Here is a 16,615-nt window from a genome sequence, read left to right as displayed (position 1 = left end):
CGCTGGTCATTTTACCGGCGGTCGCAACACAGTTGATCCCGAGCACCTCGTCCGGCTCGTTGCATAGCTTCGAGGATAAACTGATGTGAGTGCAACACGGCTCAAGGCCGGCGCCTCTCATGCTAGGGTTGCCTCGAACCCCCTGGCTCGGCTCCAAGGTCAATCGTCAGCACATGTGTTGCCACAGATTGGGAGCCTGATACGCTACGACATATTTTTGCCGGAAAAAGATATGCTTGGCCCCGAACAGATCGCCCGCACTAAGATCGACGCGCTGCTTTCGGCAGCGGGCTGGGTCCTGCAAGACCGCGACCAGTTCAACAAGAATGCCGCCCTTGGTGTAGCGGTGCGGGAGTTTTCCCTGCCCGCTGGCCCCTGCGACTACCTCCTGTTCGTCGATGGCAAAGCCGCCGGGGTCGTCGAGGCCAAGAAGACCGGGGTCACCCTCAGCGGGGTCGCGGAGCAGTCCGAAAAATACATGGCAAAACTGCCTGACCACCTTGCCCGGTGGCAAGACACCCTGCGGTTCGATTACGAAAGCACGGGGGATGAGACCTTTTTCCGCGACATGGCTGACCCCAAGCCCCGCTCGCGTCGCCTCTTTGCCTTCCACCGGCCCGAGACGCTTCACGCCTCGCTGAAGGACACCGCATCGCTCAGAGCCCGTCTTCAGGCCCTTCCACCTCTGGACACAAAAGGCCTCAGGGACTGCCAGGTCGAGGCCATCACCGGCCTTGAGGAATCCTTCGCCAACGACCGCCCGCGCGCCTTGATCCAACTGGCGACGGGGGCGGGAAAAACCTTCACAGCCTGTTCCTTCGCCTACCGCCTGATCAAGCATGGCGGGGCCAAGCGCATCCTCTTTCTGGTGGACCGCAACAACCTCGGCGATCAGACCCTGAAGGAGTTTCAGAACTTCCTCCCCCATGGTGCCGCCAATCGCTTCACGGACACATACATCGTCCAGCACCTAAACTCCCACCGGATCGACCCCGACGCGAAGGTCGTGATCACCACGATCCAGCGTCTCTACAGCATGCTCCGAGGGCAGGAACTGCCTGAGGAAGAGGAGGAGGCATCCGGCTTCGAGACCTGGCAGGGCGAGGACGGCGAGCCTTTGCCGCTCGCCTACAATCCCGACATCCCCATCGAGACCTTCGACTTCGTGGTCACCGACGAATGCCACCGCTCCATCTACGGCCTGTGGAGGCAGGTGCTGGAGTATTTCGACGCCTCGATCATCGGGCTGACGGCCACGCCCTCCAAGCATACGCTGGGCTTCTTCAACCAGAACCTCGTCGCGGAATACCCCTATGAACGCTCCGTGGCCGATGGCGTGAACGTCGGTTATGAAATCTACCGCATCCGCACCCGCGTCACCGAACAGGGCGGCAAGGTCGAAACCGACGAGACCGGCTTTCAGGTGCCCGTGCGCGACAAGCGCACCCGCAAGGTCCGCTATGAACAGCTCGACGCCGATCTGGAATACACAGCCAAGGAGCTCGACCGCTCCGTCGTGAACCCCAACCAGATCAGGACCGTCCTGCAGACCTACAAGGACCGGGTCTTCACCGAGCTATTCCCAGACCGCACCGGCGACTGGCTGCCCAAGACCCTGATCTTCGCCAAGGACGACAACCACGCTGAGGAGATCGTCCATGCCGTCCGCGAGGTCTTTGGCGAGGGCAATGACTTCGCCAAGAAGATCACCTACCGAAACACCGGCGAAGACCCGAAATCGATGATCAAGGCCTTTCGGGTCGACCCCTTCCCCCGCGTCGCAGTGACCGTCGACATGATCGCCACGGGCACCGACATCAAGCCGGTCGAGGTGTTGATCTTCATGCGGGACGTGAAATCCGAAGGCTATTACGAGCAGATGAAGGGGCGCGGCGTCCGCACCATCCCCGATGCCGACCTGCAAGCCGTCACGCCTGACGCCAAGACCAAGACCCGCTTCATTCTGATCGACGCTGTCGGCGTGTCCGAGACGAAAAAGAACGCCTCCCAACCGCTGGAGCGCAAGAAATCCCTCAGCTTCGACGCCCTGATCGAACAGATCGCCATGGGCAGGCGGGATGAGGATGCGCTGTCGTCGCTTGCCGCGCGCCTGGCCATTCTGGACCGCAAGCTGGGGGATGAGGACCGTGCCCGCATTGCCGAGGTCACGGGCGGCAAGACGCCGCGCGATCTGGCAAACGCCCTGCTCGACGCCATCGACATCGACAAGCAACAGACGGCCACCCGCGAACGTCACGGCCCCGCCCCCACGCCCGAGCAAGAACGCGCCGTGATCGAGGAGCTGACCGACACCGCCTGCCGTCCCTTCGACAATCCTGCCGCCCGAAATCTGCTCGAGGACATCAAGCAAAAGACGGACATCGTGATCGACGAGATCACCACCGATGAGGTTACCGGCGCGGGCTTCGACATGAAGCGGGCCGAGGAAACCATCACCGGCTTCCGCGCCTTCATCGACGACAACCGCGACGAGCTGACCGCGCTGCAAATCCTCTACAACCAGCCCTATGGCGCACAGCGGCTGACCTATGCAGCCATCCGCGAACTGGTGACGGTGATGGGCGAACGCCCGCCCTATTTGAACACCGCGACCGTCTGGCAGGCTTACAAACGGCTTGATGCCGCCCGTGTGCGCGGGGCGCCGGTTGACGAACAACTGACCGAGGTGGTCAGCCTTGTCCGGTTCGCCCTGGGTCAGACCGAGGTGCTGGAGCCCTTTGCCACCATCGTCGAACAGCGGTTCAACCTTTGGATGGGGCGCGAGAAGAAGGCGGGCCGCGACTATACCCAGGAGCAGGAGGATTGGCTGCGCGCCATCGCATCCTTCATCGCTGCCAATGCCGAGATCGCGCCGCGCGACTTCATGGAAGTGCCAAGCCTCGCCGACAAGGGTGGGATATTGCAGGCGCGCAAGGTATTGGGTCCGGGGCTGAACGATATGCTTGAAGAATTGCAGGGGGCGCTGGTAGCTTAATGGAGGATTTGCCCTCGAATTGGTGTCTTGCGGAACTTGGTGAAGCCGTTGAAATCCTCGACAGCCAACGCATCCCTGTGAACAACAAGGAGCGGGATGAGCGGCTGTCGAATGCCAAAATTCGGTATCCATATTACGGGGCAACCGGAAAAGTTGGTGAAATTGACGATTTCATATTCGAAGGAGATGCTGTTCTTCTTGGTGAGGATGGCGCACCATTCTTTGATCCATACAAGGCCAAAGCCTATCGAGTCTCCGGGAGATACTGGGTCAATAACCATGCGCATATTTTGCGTGGAAACGGGTCGCTGGATAACGGCTTTCTGAGCCACCAACTGAACGTGATCGACTATCACAGATTTGTTTCGGGAACTACACGCCTGAAATTGACACAGGCCAGTATGAAGGGAATTCCCCTCAAGCTACCGCCACTCAACGAACAACGCCGCATAGTGGAGAAGATCGAGACGCTGTTCGCCCGGCTGGACAAGGGCGAAGAGGCGCTGCGCGACGTGCAGAAACTGCTCGCCCGCTATCGCCAGTCCGTCCTGAAGGCCGCCGTCACCGGCCAGCTCACCGCCGACTGGCGCGCCGAGAACGCCCACCGCCTCGAACATGGCCGCGACCTGCTCGCCCGCATCCTGCAAACCCGCCGCGAAACCTGGGACGGCAGGGGCAAATACAAGGAGCCCACCGCCCCCGACACCACCGACCTGCCGGAACTACCGGAGGGCTGGGTTTGGGCGACCTTACCCATGCTTGGTGAATTCGGGCGAGGAAAGTCGAAGCACCGCCCCCGAAACGACAAGCGACTTTATAGCGACGGGAAATATCCGTTCCTTCAGACAGGAAGGGTTAGGAATAGCGCTGGGCGAATCTCGGAATATGATGCGCTCTATAACGACTTCGGTCTCGCCCAGTCAAAGATTTGGCCCAAGGGAACTATCTGTATAACAATTGCCGCAAACATTGCTGAGTCTGGAATTCTAGAAATCGACGCGTGCTTTCCAGATAGCGTTGTGGGCTTGGTTCCGCATCCTGAAGTGAGCGGCGAGTATGTCGAATGCTTCATTAGGACTGCGAAGGAAAATCTCGACAGATATGCGCCTGCCACCGCCCAAAAGAATATCAATCTGGAAATCCTGAACGCCGTTGCGGTGCCACTTCCTCCGAGCGCAGAACAGGCAGAGATCAAGAATCGAATTGACGAAGCATTCTCAAACATAAGGTTTGCGGAACAAGTCTGCCAAACCGAACTCGCCCGCTCCGCTGCCCTGCGCCAGTCCATCCTGAAGGATGCTTTCGCAGGCCGCCTCGTCCCCCAGGACCCCACCGACGAACCCGCCGCTGCCCTACTCGCGCGGATTGCGGCACAGAAAAGCCCCACGGCAAAGCGTGGAAGAGCCAAAGCCACATGAAAACCGCAATCGAACGCTTCAAGGAAGAGACCACTCTCGCCAAGCTTGAGAGCGAACAGATCGCCGAACGGCTGATGGCGGGGATGGAGATCGACGAGAACCTATTCTCGCACTCCCACGTCATTTCTCTGACGCTCTATGGCGCATGGGTCTGCGGCAATTCCCTGCGTCAAGAATCCATCATGGCCCTCGAATACCGCCTGGGCGCAATCAAGGCGCGCGAGGTTCTGTTCGGAAGCGAAGAGGACATACTAGATTGGCTGCGCTCCGATGATCGGGACACGGCGGCGGCCAATCTGTTGGTCGCGACAGAAGAAGCGTTTTCCTGAAGGAGTGGGTATGACCAACGAACAGCTTGTCTCCAAGGTCTGGAACTATGCCCATGTCCTGCGGGACCAGGGCGTGTCCTATGGCGATTACATAGAGCAGATCACCTACCTCCTCTTCCTCAAGATGGACCAGGAGCGCGAGGAACTGTTGGGCGAAACCTCGGCCATCCCCCCGAAATGGAGCTGGGCGCAGCTTGCCAACAAGGATGGCGACGCGCTGGAACTCCAATACCGCCACACGCTCGAGGCGCTGGCGCGCGAGGACGGGCTGATCGGGACGATCTTCCGCAAGGCGCAAAACAAGCTGTCGGACCCGGCCAAGCTCAAGCGCGTGGTCAGCCTGATCGACAAGGAGGGCCCGTGGATTGGCCTTCAGGTCGACGTGAAGGGCGAGATTTACGAGGGCCTGTTGGAGCGGAACGCCTCGGAGGTGAAATCCGGGGCTGGACAATACTTCACCCCCCGCCCGGTGATCGAGGCCATGGTCGAATGCATCGACCCCAAGATCGGCGAAACCGTCTGCGACCCCGCCTGCGGGACGGGCGGCTTCCTCCTTGCCGCTTACGACCACATGAAGACCCAGACGCAAGACCGCGAAAAGCTGCGCGCCCTGCGTCACACGGCCTTCACCGGCGTCGATATCGTGGACGAGGTCGTCCGACTTTGCGCCATGAACCTCTATCTGCACGGCATCGGCAACGGCGGCAGTCCCGTGGTGCAAAGCGATGCTCTTGCCAGCGATGGTGGGGACCGTTTCAAGATCGTGCTGACCAACCCGCCCTTCGGCAAGAAGTCGAGCTACAAGGTCGTGGGCGAGGATGGCTCCGTCTCGACCGAGCGGGAGAATTACGAGCGCGAGGATTTCAAGTTCACCACCTCGAACAAGCAGTTCAACTTCCTCCAGCACATCATGACCATTCTCGAGGCGAATGGGCGGGCGGGCGTGGTGCTGCCCGACAACGTGCTGTTCGAGGCTGGTCGGGCCGGTGAAGGCATCCGTAAACGGCTGTTGGAGGGGTTCAACTTTCACACCCTCCTGCGGCTGCCGACCGGCATCTGGTATAGCCCCGGCGTGAAGGCGAACGTCCTGTTCTTCGACAAACGTCCAGCGTCGCGCGAGGTGCAGACCAAGGCGCTGTGGGTCTATGACTACCGGACGAATGTCCACAAGACTTTGAAAACCAAGCGCCTGACCCGCGCCGATTTCGACGACTTCGTCACCTGCTATCGGGAGCGGAAGGAAACCGAGCGGTTCCGGTGCTTTACCTACGAGGAACTTGTCGCGCGGGACAAGCTGAACCTCGATATCTTCTGGCTCAAGGATGACAGCTTAGAGGACATCGACAGCCTGCCCGCCCCTGATGTTCTGGCATCGGAGATCATGGACAACCTCGAAGCCGCTCTCGAACAGTTCCGCAGCGTCGCCAGTGAACTGGCCGGAGCCCCGGAATAATCCGCCGCGGAGATCTGACTGCCCCGGAAAGAACAACCGCGTTTCGGTGCGCGGGAAAGGCCACAAAAAGCAGATGGATAGCTGAATGGGTTTACACGACCAAAAGATCGATGGGGTTCCGCAGTTCGTCAGCTACTTCGGGCCGATGCTACAGATCATGCGCGATCTGGGAGGCACTGCGCGTCCGCGGCAGGTATTCGATGAGCTGATCCGCCGATACGAGATCCCGGACGAGTTTTTGTCGCTGACCAACAAGAACGGTGGCTCCAAGTTCGAAAACAGGGTTCATTTCGCCCGTTTCTACCTTTCAAAAGCTGGCATGCTATATGCTCCGAAGCGTGGTGTCTGGGGATTGACGGAAGCCGGCAGGCTGGCAGAGCCGACACCCGAGGCCGCGATCGAGATTTTTCGAAACGCGTATGCCAATTTCGTGGGGGATGAAGACGAACAAGCAGCCCCTGTCGATGAACTCGTTCCAGAAGGCGTGAACTACTGGTTCGTGGGCTCAGTGTGGAGCACGGGTGATCAGACGGATCGGTTCTTGCGCGACGGCATCTGGCAGAACGGTTACGACGAGAAATTCTCAAACCTCGTCAAACAGATGAAGCTTGGGGATCGGATAGCGATCAAGGCTTCGTTTACGCGCAAGCACGATGTTCCATTCGAGAACTACGGCCGCGCCGCCAGTGCCATGCGGATTAAGGCGATCGGAACCATCACGTCGAACCATGGGGACAAGCAGAGCGTCAATGTCGATTGGCAGGTGCTCGACCCTCCGCGGGAATGGTATTTCTACACCTACCGAACGACGGTCGCACGTGCCCGGGTCGAAGATGATGACATGGCCCGGAAGCTTATCGCCTTCACTTTCGAAGGGGCGGATCAGGACTACGCACATTTCCTGCGGCAACCTTACTGGGCCGAGCGCTTTGCTCCCGAGGTGGATCCGCTCAGCGAAGCGGAAGCAGAGGATGAGGCAGAAGGGGAAGCCGAAGAAATCCTCGCTGTCGCAACATATAGTGTCGACGACATCATCGAGGAGGGTGGATTTCTCGACCGAGCGGAACTTATGCGCCTGATCCGGCTTTTGTCTGAAAAGAAGAACCTGATCTTGCAGGGGCCGCCCGGCACAGGAAAGACTTGGCTCGCAAAGCGCATCGCCCGCGCGCTGATCGGACGGGAGACTCCACTGCCAGACCAATTGCGTTCCGTGCAGTTTCATCCTTCGCTGTCATATGAAGACTTCGTGCGAGGGTATCGTCCCTCAGGTGCTGGTCTGGCCCTCACCGACGGGATCTTCTTGCAGGTGGTCGAAGCAGCGCGTGCTCAGCCCGACCTGCCGCACGTGCTGATCATCGAGGAAATCAATCGCGGCAACCCCGCGCAGGTGTTCGGCGAAATGCTGACGCTGCTGGAGCATACCAAGCGCAGCAGGGCCGACGCGATAGAACTCGCCTATCGCAAGGTGCCTGGAGAAAAGGTGCATGTGCCGGAAAACCTGCACATCATCGGCACGATGAACATCGCCGACCGGTCCCTCGCGCTCGTCGATCTGGCCTTGCGTCGCCGCTTCGCCTTCGTCTCGTTAGAGCCGACGCTCAATGGTGCCTGGGCGGATTGGTGTCGCAACCACGGCCTGTCAGAAGACGTGATCGCCCTGATCCGGGATCGCATGATGGCACTGAACGACACGATCGCTCAGGACCGAGCCTTGGGACCCCAGTTCCGAGTGGGTCACTCATATGTAACGCCATCGGGTGATGACATCGCTGATCCTACCAGTTGGTTCTCACAAGTCATCGACACCGAGATCGGTCCTTTGCTGGCTGAATACTGGTTCGATGCCCCCGATCGTGCGCGTGACGCGATCGTAGCCCTGCGCAGCGGGCTCTGATGGCGGCCACGATCCCTCTCCGCAACATCTGGCTTCTATTCCTCTATGCGGCTGATCTGGTTCGGTTCCGCGATCGCTTCGACAGCGAAGTTGAGATGGCGCGCGACCTGCCCGATTTGGTGGCGCGTCTGCTCAGCAAGGTCGTCGAAGAGCGGTTACGGCGGAACCTATCCCGCGGATACCAACCCAGCAGGGCTACGCTTTCCCGGGTCCGGGGGCGGCTCGACATGCTGGAGACCAATTCACGTCGGTTGATGGATCGCGGCCTCGTCGCCTGCCGCTTCGAAGAACATACCATGGACACCCCCAGAAATCGCTTGGTCCGAGCCGCGCTGGAACGGCTGGCTACGCGTGTCGCCAATGACCTCGTCGCACATCGTTGCCGCGAGCTTGCCGGAGATTTCACACGCATGGGAGTGGCCGGGGCGCGCCCGTCTTGGGGCGAGATATCCAGCGACCAGATTGGGAGAAACGAAACAAGCGACCGCTTGATGGTGGCCCTTGCCAGGATGGTCTTCGAGACGGTCATTCCTTCGGAAGAAGCAGGTCGCTCCACCGGCTCCATGCCGGAAGCTCAGGACCAATTGATCCGGCGACTGTTCGAAAAGGCGGTCGGCAATGCGCTGCGACTGGAATTGGAACCGATCGGGTGGACGGTGACGCAGGGGCGCCGCTTGTCTTGGCCAGTGACCGCCCAAAGTCCCGGTCTAGCCGCCATCCTGCCCGGGATGCAGACAGACATTCAGCTCTCGCACCCCCCAACGGGGCGAAGAATCGTGATCGACACGAAATTCGCTGCGATCTTCTCCAGTTCGACCTACCGCAGTGAGATCCTCAAGAGCGGCTATCTCTATCAGCTCTACGCCTACCTGCGCACACAGGAACGGGCTGACGATCCGCACAGCCTTACCTCGGAAGGCATGCTCCTTCATCCACAGACGGGTGGAGCCGTGGACGAGCTCATGGAGCTGCAAGGCCATGTTTTGCGCTTCAAAACGATCGACCTATCCGGAGCCCCGGGTCAGTTTGAGGGTCAGTTACAACAGATATTAGACTTGCGTGCCAATGGTCGACGAGATCCTCCGTGAGTGGTCGCGCCGTGAAGGGCGGGAAGCGGACCTTCGCGGCAGTTGCTAAGGGCCCAGCACGCTGCCTACAAAGCTGCCGTTCGCTACTTACTCAGAGCGGTGCCGCACAGCGTAGAAGGATGAACAATCCTATGGGAAGGCAATGTCTCAAGATTGCGCATCAAATTAGTTTTTTATTCGCTTCGCATTTTTGACCTCTTGCAGAAGAGCTGCCTCAAGCCTTTCAAGAGTATATCGAAGATCAGATATCGCCTCTCGAATTTCTCCGTGCGGGTCGTTTTGATCGTCTCCCTTTTCCGTATCGTACACCACAACCTTCAAGACATTTAGAAAGCGTGTTTCTGCGTCTGGATCGGCAATATTGGCAATCTCAGCAAGCTGGTCTTGATCGAGATCTAGTTCTGCCACGACTTCCTTAACCAATATGGAGGCCAAACTTGCAGAATGGTGCTTCAGCTTTCTGGCCAAGCTGAGTTTATCCTCATTGGCGCCATTCGTCGGTTCAAACGGTGTCCGGATTTGGAAAACTGGATTACCGATGGATAGCTGTAACTCCATGGCAGAAAGTGCTTTTTCATATCGTTGCATTGGATCTCTGCCAGGGTAGTGGCGTCGTTCCCGCCAAAGCTTCAAAATCAGATCAGCAGTTTCCTGTTTGAGTGTTGCATCTTCATCAGAGGCGATCATCTGCTCAGACAAATAAGCAGCCATCCATTTCGAGGTTATGTCCCGATCATCCAGATCGCTGATTAGCTTGCGTCCAAGTTCCTCTATGGCCTGATCGCGTTTCGTACGTTCCGTCCCGACCGAGCCGGATGACTTCGACCCTTTTGTTGGTGGTGCTTTTTTTCCTGATTTTACCATATTCGCTCCTAATCGAACGTTCTAGGTTTACTGTAACTAGTAAATCACATTCCAGTGCATTCATGGACTTTTGAAGTGCCTGTTCAGTTACGCTCAACCTATAGCCGTCGACGTAGGAATAAGATCGATGTCGCATCGATCTTTCGCTGTCGTTCGGAGTGGTGCTCCAAGCGCTATAGCTCAAATCGGCAATCCCATTCTCCTCAACGCCCCAAGATGAGGACCACGATGGACCAGACGGTATTTGAAGAACATCGAGGACTGTCCTTGAGGGGGCTGCTTGAACACCGCGCCCCTTGAAGCAGCGCGGGTCTTCCTCATCAACTCCGAGGTCACGACCGGCCAAAGGCCGCTGGATAGCTGAGATGATGCTAAAATCGCTGTCTTTCCCGTCATTCTCTTCAAAATCGTCGGGGTCAGGAATGAAGATGTCATAGTAATCCGCTGTGGCTGCGTAGGCCCTCAAAAGTGCAGGTGCCGTTTTGCTTGGTACGAATGCAGCTTTACTGCGAACTTCGCTATGGGCTGCTTGCTCTCCATACTCGTACATCGCGTGCTCTCGATATTGACCAAGAACCAGTCTGCCGTCTTCTCCGACTATTTCTTCCAGCGGATGAACCGTATCGATTTCACCAACCCAATCCTCCCGGTCAGGTTCAGGTTGTTGCCAATATCCGTTTGAGAGAGGCAACGGTCCGAGGAGATCAGACATCCAGACTGTTGGGTAGGTCGTGTCGTCGCGTTCCAACCAACCTTCAAATGCGTCGTAATGATCGTTGTCGTACTCGACCAACGGGCGCGTCTTAAGTAGCTCTCCGACCGCCATGTGTAAACCGTGCCATTGTAAGTAGACCGAGTGTCGATGGATTGTCGGTCGTGAGCCATGGTCCGCCGAATGAAGTCCAAATTCTTCATCTCTTATACGTCTTTTTCTGGGTTCATTGACCCAGCGGCTGGTCTCTTTGTGCCCACCCCAGCGATCTACGATCCATTCTTCGGCAACTTGGATCAACTCGCTCGATGATAGATCCACGAACATGCGGCAGGCAGGGGAGTACCAATAGGGTACGATGTCCATGCTGTCGAAACTAAATCTCGACCCTGGGTCTGCGTGGCTATCGAAATCACGAGCATAGCGGTCCTTCAATCTCGGTGCTCTTTCAGAAGCCGAGCCATTCATTGATACTAAGGCTACTTCATCTACTTCCACGTTCGCGCCGCATTTTCGTGCCTGTTTAAGAGCTCTCGCCAGGAAGTGACCGATCAGGATGTGGGGCTGATTTTTTTCCCAGACTTTGAGTATATCAGCCTCGTGTTCCTCAATAATATTTGGGTGTTGCGATGACGCTCGAGCTAACACCAGTGAAAATTGTTGGTCAGCATTCATTTCTTGAAAGGGGCAATCTGGCAGGGTGTAGTGGTGATTGAAAGGCCCAATAGCATGGACAAAGATGCCTTTTATCAAATCAGATAGGCCAAGCTTTACGGCACACAAGAGTGCGTGAGAAGCCTGCCAGCGCACTCTTGCATCAATGTCGCCCAAATACCTGTAAATTAGAGCAGAGATGACCTCACTCTTTATTGAGGGCAGTTCTTGCGGATCAAATGAGTACCGTTCATGTACACTGTCGCCAAGGTGTAGGCGTACTTCAGTACGGTCGATCAGTCGAGCCAATAATTCGTCCGCTGTACGCTGATCCAAATTATTCGCATACTCGGCCAAAAGCTTCAGAAGACTGGCTGCACCCAGCTTTGCGGCATTCTGTTCAACCAAGTCCAAGACAACTTTACGTCTGCCTGCCGCAGGCAGCCCGGAGCGCGTCTGGAGCTCTGTAAACTGTTCTCCATGATACCAGTTGTATCCCAACGTTCTGCCGCCAAGGTCCACAGTCAGCTTAGGAAGTTCGTTTGCGCACCAATCGCTTGTTGCTCTTCCCGGCCAATCGTCCAAAGCCGCAAAGATCGCCTTTATCTCTGTGTCGGGCCATCTTGATGTCCGTGCGCATTGAGCCAGCGTGTTGAGGTGCTTTGTCCGATCTGAAAATTGAACTCGCGCACGCAACTCAAGCAGACGTTCTTTGAAGTCGAAGACTTTTGCATTTCGGTCTGCTTCTTGAGCTTCAACGATTTTATCAGCGGACAACGGATCAACGGAGGCCCAGTTAGCTCTACCTTTATCCTTATTACTTGCCTTTGTGGGTTCGGGTGGGATTGTATTGTTTTTTCCGCGATTAGGATTTTGAGGCGCTTGGGCCCTCGCCTTGAAATTCCTGATCCGTTCAAGACGGAACCATGCTCCCGCTGCGGATTTCCCAGATCGACACAACTTCTCAAGATTGTCGGGAATGTGGGCATCAGAGTAGGGTGTCGTTGCCAAAATCTTTCGCTCAACGAGATGGCTTAACAACTCATCCCGTACATCGTCAGAAGCCTCACCTAAGCCAATCAGAATTCTGTCTTCAAGCGATGGCGGGACATCTCCCAAGATCTGAGCAAGTGTGTATCCATCGGGTCCGCTAAGCCAGCCTGTGTCGAGTGTAGCTCTTAGGAAGAGCTTCATTTCATCGCAGCGTTTAGTGAATCCCTCGTCCCCCCAACGAGAAGCTGTCATCGCGCCGACAGGTGGGTTTGAAAAAGAGATCGCCTCCAAAGCTTCTTCCAATGGAAACCCATCTTCCGAACCTAGCAACTCACCGGCGTGCCGTACAACGCTCGCAAACGCGCACAATAGTTCTCTGGTTTCTGATGTATCTGGGCGTTCCCGTTTCACGACACGGCACAAAGCATGTAACACGTCTAATGCTTCGAGATCGACCTCCTCTGCAGTCTTCAGCGCGTCCGAAAAGATCGCCGATGCATGGTCTTTAGAGAAGTCCATGAAAACGCGCGCTATTGAAAGCAAATACTCAGATTTTTCGGTTGCCCTCACGTGAAGCCGTCGAACTTCCCCAGACTTTTGCTCCAATATTTCGGCAACTACCGCTTTCATTGAGGGATCGTGCAGAATTATCGTACACAGCTCAGCATCATGGTCAGAAAAGCCCTCGCCTTTGGCCAGCGAGGACTTCAAGAAAGTGACTTTGGTTGATCGGTCCAACCCAGACGAAAGCAGTAGATCGGTCGCTCTGAGGCGCAGAATATTCTTTACGTATGAAAAGTGATAACTCCTGCTACTTGCGCTACCCAGGCTGGTTATCTTCTGATCCAAATGCTTAGTGGCTGTACTATTCCTGCCACCTAGCAAAGATGCGTAAGCTTCATACACCGGGAGCAGTCCGCAGACCTCATCATAACGCTCTTTTGCGATTCTGAACTCCCTCTCGCTGTCCTCAGTTTGCTCTTCTTCTTTGGGCCTTTCCGGTTCAGTCAAGAAAGCTTTGAGGTCAGGCTCCTCACTGTTTGAATGCGACGTCAAAATGGCTGTGCGAAGCGCAAAGTCTATGCGGTAAGGATAGGTTAGATGAATACCTTGGAAATTTGGCGGCCAATCAACTCGAAGTCTATCCAAGATTAACTTCGGACGTTCCTTCGCAATTTCCCCCGTGAGCACTAACCCCTCGAGAAATAGTAGGATTTCATCTCTTAATTCTGCTGTAAGTGACGGTCCGGAACCATATCCGTCATCTTTCGCAATCATCTCAAAATCGAATTTGGAGAGTCCGATGAGAGCATTTTCGAGCTGCTCGGGTGAGGGCGTAGCATCGGCTCGACGCAGGGCATTGATTGCCAGAAAATGGTAGCGGAGGTCCATTCCCCCTAAGACATCAGCGATCACGCTCGGGCCGAATTGGACCACAATCTTCGCGAGCACCCATTTGCGTAGGGCTACACTGTAAGCGGCGTCCGTCCATCGATCACAATCCCGCTCGACCAGCGACCATCCTCGAAGCGCGAAGAACGTCAAAAGCCTTGCTACTACGTCACGCCTTTGTGTGCTCCAATCGTGATGTCGGTTTTCATCTTTGAAGGTCTGGCGCATCCACTCTTCAGCGGCCTGCAGATTTAGGCGGCTTTCAAAGGGTTTGCCCTGCCTGACTTTTTCTCTTGCAAGGTGGAACAAAACTGAGCCTTGCCTACTGCGCTGCTCGGGGTCATTGAGCACGAGAGCGCCAATGGTTTCTTCGAGAAACGCAGCCGATAAATCAGAGTTCGCCAATATTAGATCGTCTACCTTGCCAGAAGTGCGCATCGCCTCGGCCCCAACAAATATTGTCTCTCCAACTGATATTTCGTCTTGATCATTTGAAGCAATGTGGAGTGCTGCTCGGAGGCGTGAAAGATCTACTCTTCTCCTCACAATCGGATCTGAGATTGAGGCAGTACCGTCCTTTTCCCCAAGAAATTTCCCCATCTCAGATTTTCTGCCGCAAGCGATAAGTGCGTCGAACAGATGCGATGCCGCATAACTCGAGTTCAGCCGTTCTGACACAAGAACTTCAGCGATCACCGAACGAACCGCTTCCGTTGCCTCCTTAGCGGTGTGCTCAGTGTACTCTTCGAAATCCTCGTTGGAAAATTCAACGCCCCGATCACCTACGCGTAGGTTCGGGGCAAGGTCGTTCACAATGTCTTCGGTGACCTCGTTGTTAAGTTCACAAACTCGGGATAGCACGTCGATGGGTATGGGAGCGAAGAGTTCATCCAACGCTGCGCACCAATAGCTCCGCCGTATGTCGACTCCACTACGGTCGAATGCTTCGCTAACCTTTGCATCAAAGAGTTCGTTGAGTGACTTTCCATTCGGGCGAAGGAATTCTATCGCATCTGCTAAAGACCTTGCTCCGGCCAATGCACTTGTTTGAACACGTGGAATACACCGCGAAAGCGCGTGAAAATCGCTGATCTCTGTCTCGCTTCCTTCCAAACCATGTAGCGCGACTATTGCCTTTGTTTCACTTAGAGAAAACTCGGGACATAGGACTTTTTCTGTTCCCTCAGGCAGATTCATTCTGGGCAGCCTAGAGGTGCGACACGTGACCACAATGCGAATGTTGGAGGGAAGGTCTGTGAACGCAACCAACTGATCCAGAAAGCACCTTTCTGGCGGAGTATGTGAAGCTGCGTGGATTACAATATTGTCCGCAGCGTCGATGACAATCACCAACAGTGAATCAGGATTCTCTCGACCAAATATTTCAGACGCCGTTTCCAACTTCTGGCGGAATGACGGAGCCATATCTTCGCGTTCTTTGTACGGAAAGAACAGCGGCGTATTGGTTAACCTTGCAAGTTCATTGGATAACTGCGTGAACCCCTGCCACGAATTGTGCCTTGGCCTAGACGGGTCACGATAGCTGCCTGCGCCGTAGCAGTCGTAGACTACGGTTCGGGAGCCAGGTAACAAAGCGGTTTCTAGACTTCGAGCTGTCGTCGTTTTCCCACAGCCGCCTTTCCCATGCAGAACTACCAGTGAGTGCTTTTGAACCGCACCAGCGAGAGTTTCCGTAATGGATCGCGGAATCGTTTCTGAAAGGGGCTCGAATTTTGGTTCGCAAGGAAACAATCCTTGGCCTCTTCCCAGGTTGAACCAGCTTAACACTGTGTCGCGCTTGACTGCTCTGTTCCCTTCCGGCCCAAGCAGCTCCTGAATGCGCACCCGCAGATTGTCAGCCATGTCTTTGACTGGGTTCAAAACGAGTTCGGCGATTGCCTTTGTGTTCTGTTCACGGAGCTCTGCTCTGGCGTTTTCTCCGCCTTCGAGTGATAGTACCTTACAAAACTGGGCTAGTTGGATTTTTCCGAGACCCGTAGCGTGTTTTAGCGTGTCGTAATCGTTTCCCTGCAACGTTCTATTTGCCGCCTTGGCTATAATACTTAGCAGGTCTTTTGCTATTGGCTGGTTCGTTACGAGCTTGATGCTCAGCGATACCTCCACTTTACGAGGACTTTTCCCTTTGGCCGCGCCCTTGAATGCGTCTGCAAGCCTCCGCGCCACTGAGTTATTGCCTGTCTTCTTTGTTGATGAGCAAAAACGAGCCAGCGTCCAACTTTTTTTCTGACCGGTTACCGAGTACTTTAGCTGAACGAGTTCAACGCGTGAGTTTTCGGAATTTTCGGTGTCATCAAAGTATAGTGCGCAGTCCACGCCGTCCCAATAGGCGTTATCATTTGTTTCTGCGGCGTCCCTAACACCCTCAACAGTTAACTCAGTTAGACCTGTAGTCGGGTCCAGCAATTTCAGGGCGTTTCCGAGCGCCCAGGCTTCATGAAACTCATCTCCGGCGTTTGATGCTGGTGCGCCAAGTACATCTATAGGTCTACTCAATACTTCTTCTTTCCAATTCCTAAGTGGATCTTGTTGAGGTGTCCTCTATGAGGCTCTCACCGTTAGCATCTAGAGACAAGTCCCTGGACACGGTCTTTACTTCTCCGTGCGATTTTGCGGCTGCAGCGAACGGCGTCAATGACGGGCCGCGACGCAGCATCGAATTCGCCCCGTGAACGTCGGCTATGGTGAAGGTTTTCTGATGCGGGTCGCGGCGTAACGGTGGCGTTGATGTGCGACCACGACCCGCGTTGGAAAACCTCCCAAGGAGGAAGCCGCGGGGGTGTTGGACAATCCTATGGGGAAAGT

At 55.7% G+C, this 16,615-nt stretch carries 8 protein-coding genes; 6 read left to right on the top strand and 2 right to left on the bottom strand.

Features of this window, described 5'->3' with window-relative positions; genetic code table 11:
* The first annotated feature begins 85 nt into the window (after positions 1-85).
* The 6 genes from QQK83_RS05580 (at position 86) to QQK83_RS05555 (ending at position 9,177) form a co-directional block, all read left to right on the top strand.
* Positions 86-2,995, top strand: coding sequence for a type I restriction endonuclease subunit R (locus QQK83_RS05580; protein WP_284262443.1), 2,910 nt, complete (start codon positions 86-88; stop codon positions 2,993-2,995).
* Entirely contained in the window at positions 2,995-4,413 is a 1,419-nt protein-coding gene (locus QQK83_RS05575; RefSeq protein ID WP_284262441.1) for a restriction endonuclease subunit S, read from the top strand. The genes QQK83_RS05580 and QQK83_RS05575 overlap by 1 nt, the downstream gene beginning before the upstream one ends.
* Positions 4,410-4,742, top strand: coding sequence for a hypothetical protein (locus QQK83_RS05570; RefSeq protein WP_284262439.1), 333 nt, complete (start codon positions 4,410-4,412; stop codon positions 4,740-4,742). The genes QQK83_RS05575 and QQK83_RS05570 overlap by 4 nt, the downstream gene beginning before the upstream one ends.
* 10 nt (positions 4,743-4,752) lie before the next feature.
* Positions 4,753-6,195 carry a type I restriction-modification system subunit M gene (locus QQK83_RS05565; protein ID WP_284262438.1) on the top strand — a complete coding sequence of 481 codons (1,443 nt, stop codon included), beginning with the start codon at positions 4,753-4,755 and terminating at the stop codon, positions 6,193-6,195.
* Between the two features lie 85 nt (positions 6,196-6,280).
* Positions 6,281-8,089, top strand: a complete 1,809-nt coding sequence (locus QQK83_RS05560) for an AAA family ATPase (protein ID WP_284262437.1) — start codon at positions 6,281-6,283, stop codon at positions 8,087-8,089.
* Entirely contained in the window at positions 8,089-9,177 is a 1,089-nt protein-coding gene (locus QQK83_RS05555; protein ID WP_284262436.1) for a 5-methylcytosine restriction system specificity protein McrC, read from the top strand. The genes QQK83_RS05560 and QQK83_RS05555 overlap by 1 nt, the downstream gene beginning before the upstream one ends.
* Positions 9,178-9,342: 165 nt before the next feature.
* On the opposite strand, the gene QQK83_RS05550 is transcribed toward QQK83_RS05555, so the two are convergent.
* Together QQK83_RS05550 and QQK83_RS05545 are read right to left on the bottom strand one after the other, a co-directional pair.
* Complete coding sequence (locus QQK83_RS05550) at positions 9,343-9,888, bottom strand: hypothetical protein (protein WP_284262435.1); 546 nt, start codon at positions 9,886-9,888, stop codon at positions 9,343-9,345.
* A gap of 22 nt (positions 9,889-9,910) precedes the next feature.
* Positions 9,911-16,306 carry a P-loop domain-containing protein gene (locus QQK83_RS05545; RefSeq protein ID WP_284262434.1) on the bottom strand — a complete coding sequence of 2,132 codons (6,396 nt, stop codon included), beginning with the start codon at positions 16,304-16,306 and terminating at the stop codon, positions 9,911-9,913.
* Positions 16,307-16,615 lie beyond the last annotated feature (309 nt).

It is taken from the genome of Roseicyclus amphidinii (assembly GCF_030163755.1).
GTDB lineage: Bacteria > Pseudomonadota > Alphaproteobacteria > Rhodobacterales > Rhodobacteraceae > Roseicyclus > Roseicyclus amphidinii.
This window is presented reverse-complemented; position numbering and strand designations above follow the sequence as displayed.

Bases quoted from the DNA above. Each gene is read 5' to 3' on its own strand.
- QQK83_RS05555 (WP_284262436.1), top strand. From the start codon at position 8,089: ATGGCGGCCACGATCCCTCTCCGCAACATCTGGCTTCTATTCCTCTAT.
- QQK83_RS05560 (WP_284262437.1), top strand. From the start codon at position 6,281: ATGGGTTTACACGACCAAAAGATCGATGGGGTTCCGCAGTTCGTCAGC.
- QQK83_RS05570 (WP_284262439.1), top strand. From the start codon at position 4,410: ATGAAAACCGCAATCGAACGCTTCAAGGAAGAGACCACTCTCGCCAAG.
- QQK83_RS05550 (WP_284262435.1), bottom strand. From the start codon at position 9,888: ATGGCTGCTTATTTGTCTGAGCAGATGATCGCCTCTGATGAAGATGCA.
- QQK83_RS05565 (WP_284262438.1), top strand. From the start codon at position 4,753: ATGACCAACGAACAGCTTGTCTCCAAGGTCTGGAACTATGCCCATGTC.
- QQK83_RS05575 (WP_284262441.1), top strand. From the start codon at position 2,995: ATGGAGGATTTGCCCTCGAATTGGTGTCTTGCGGAACTTGGTGAAGCC.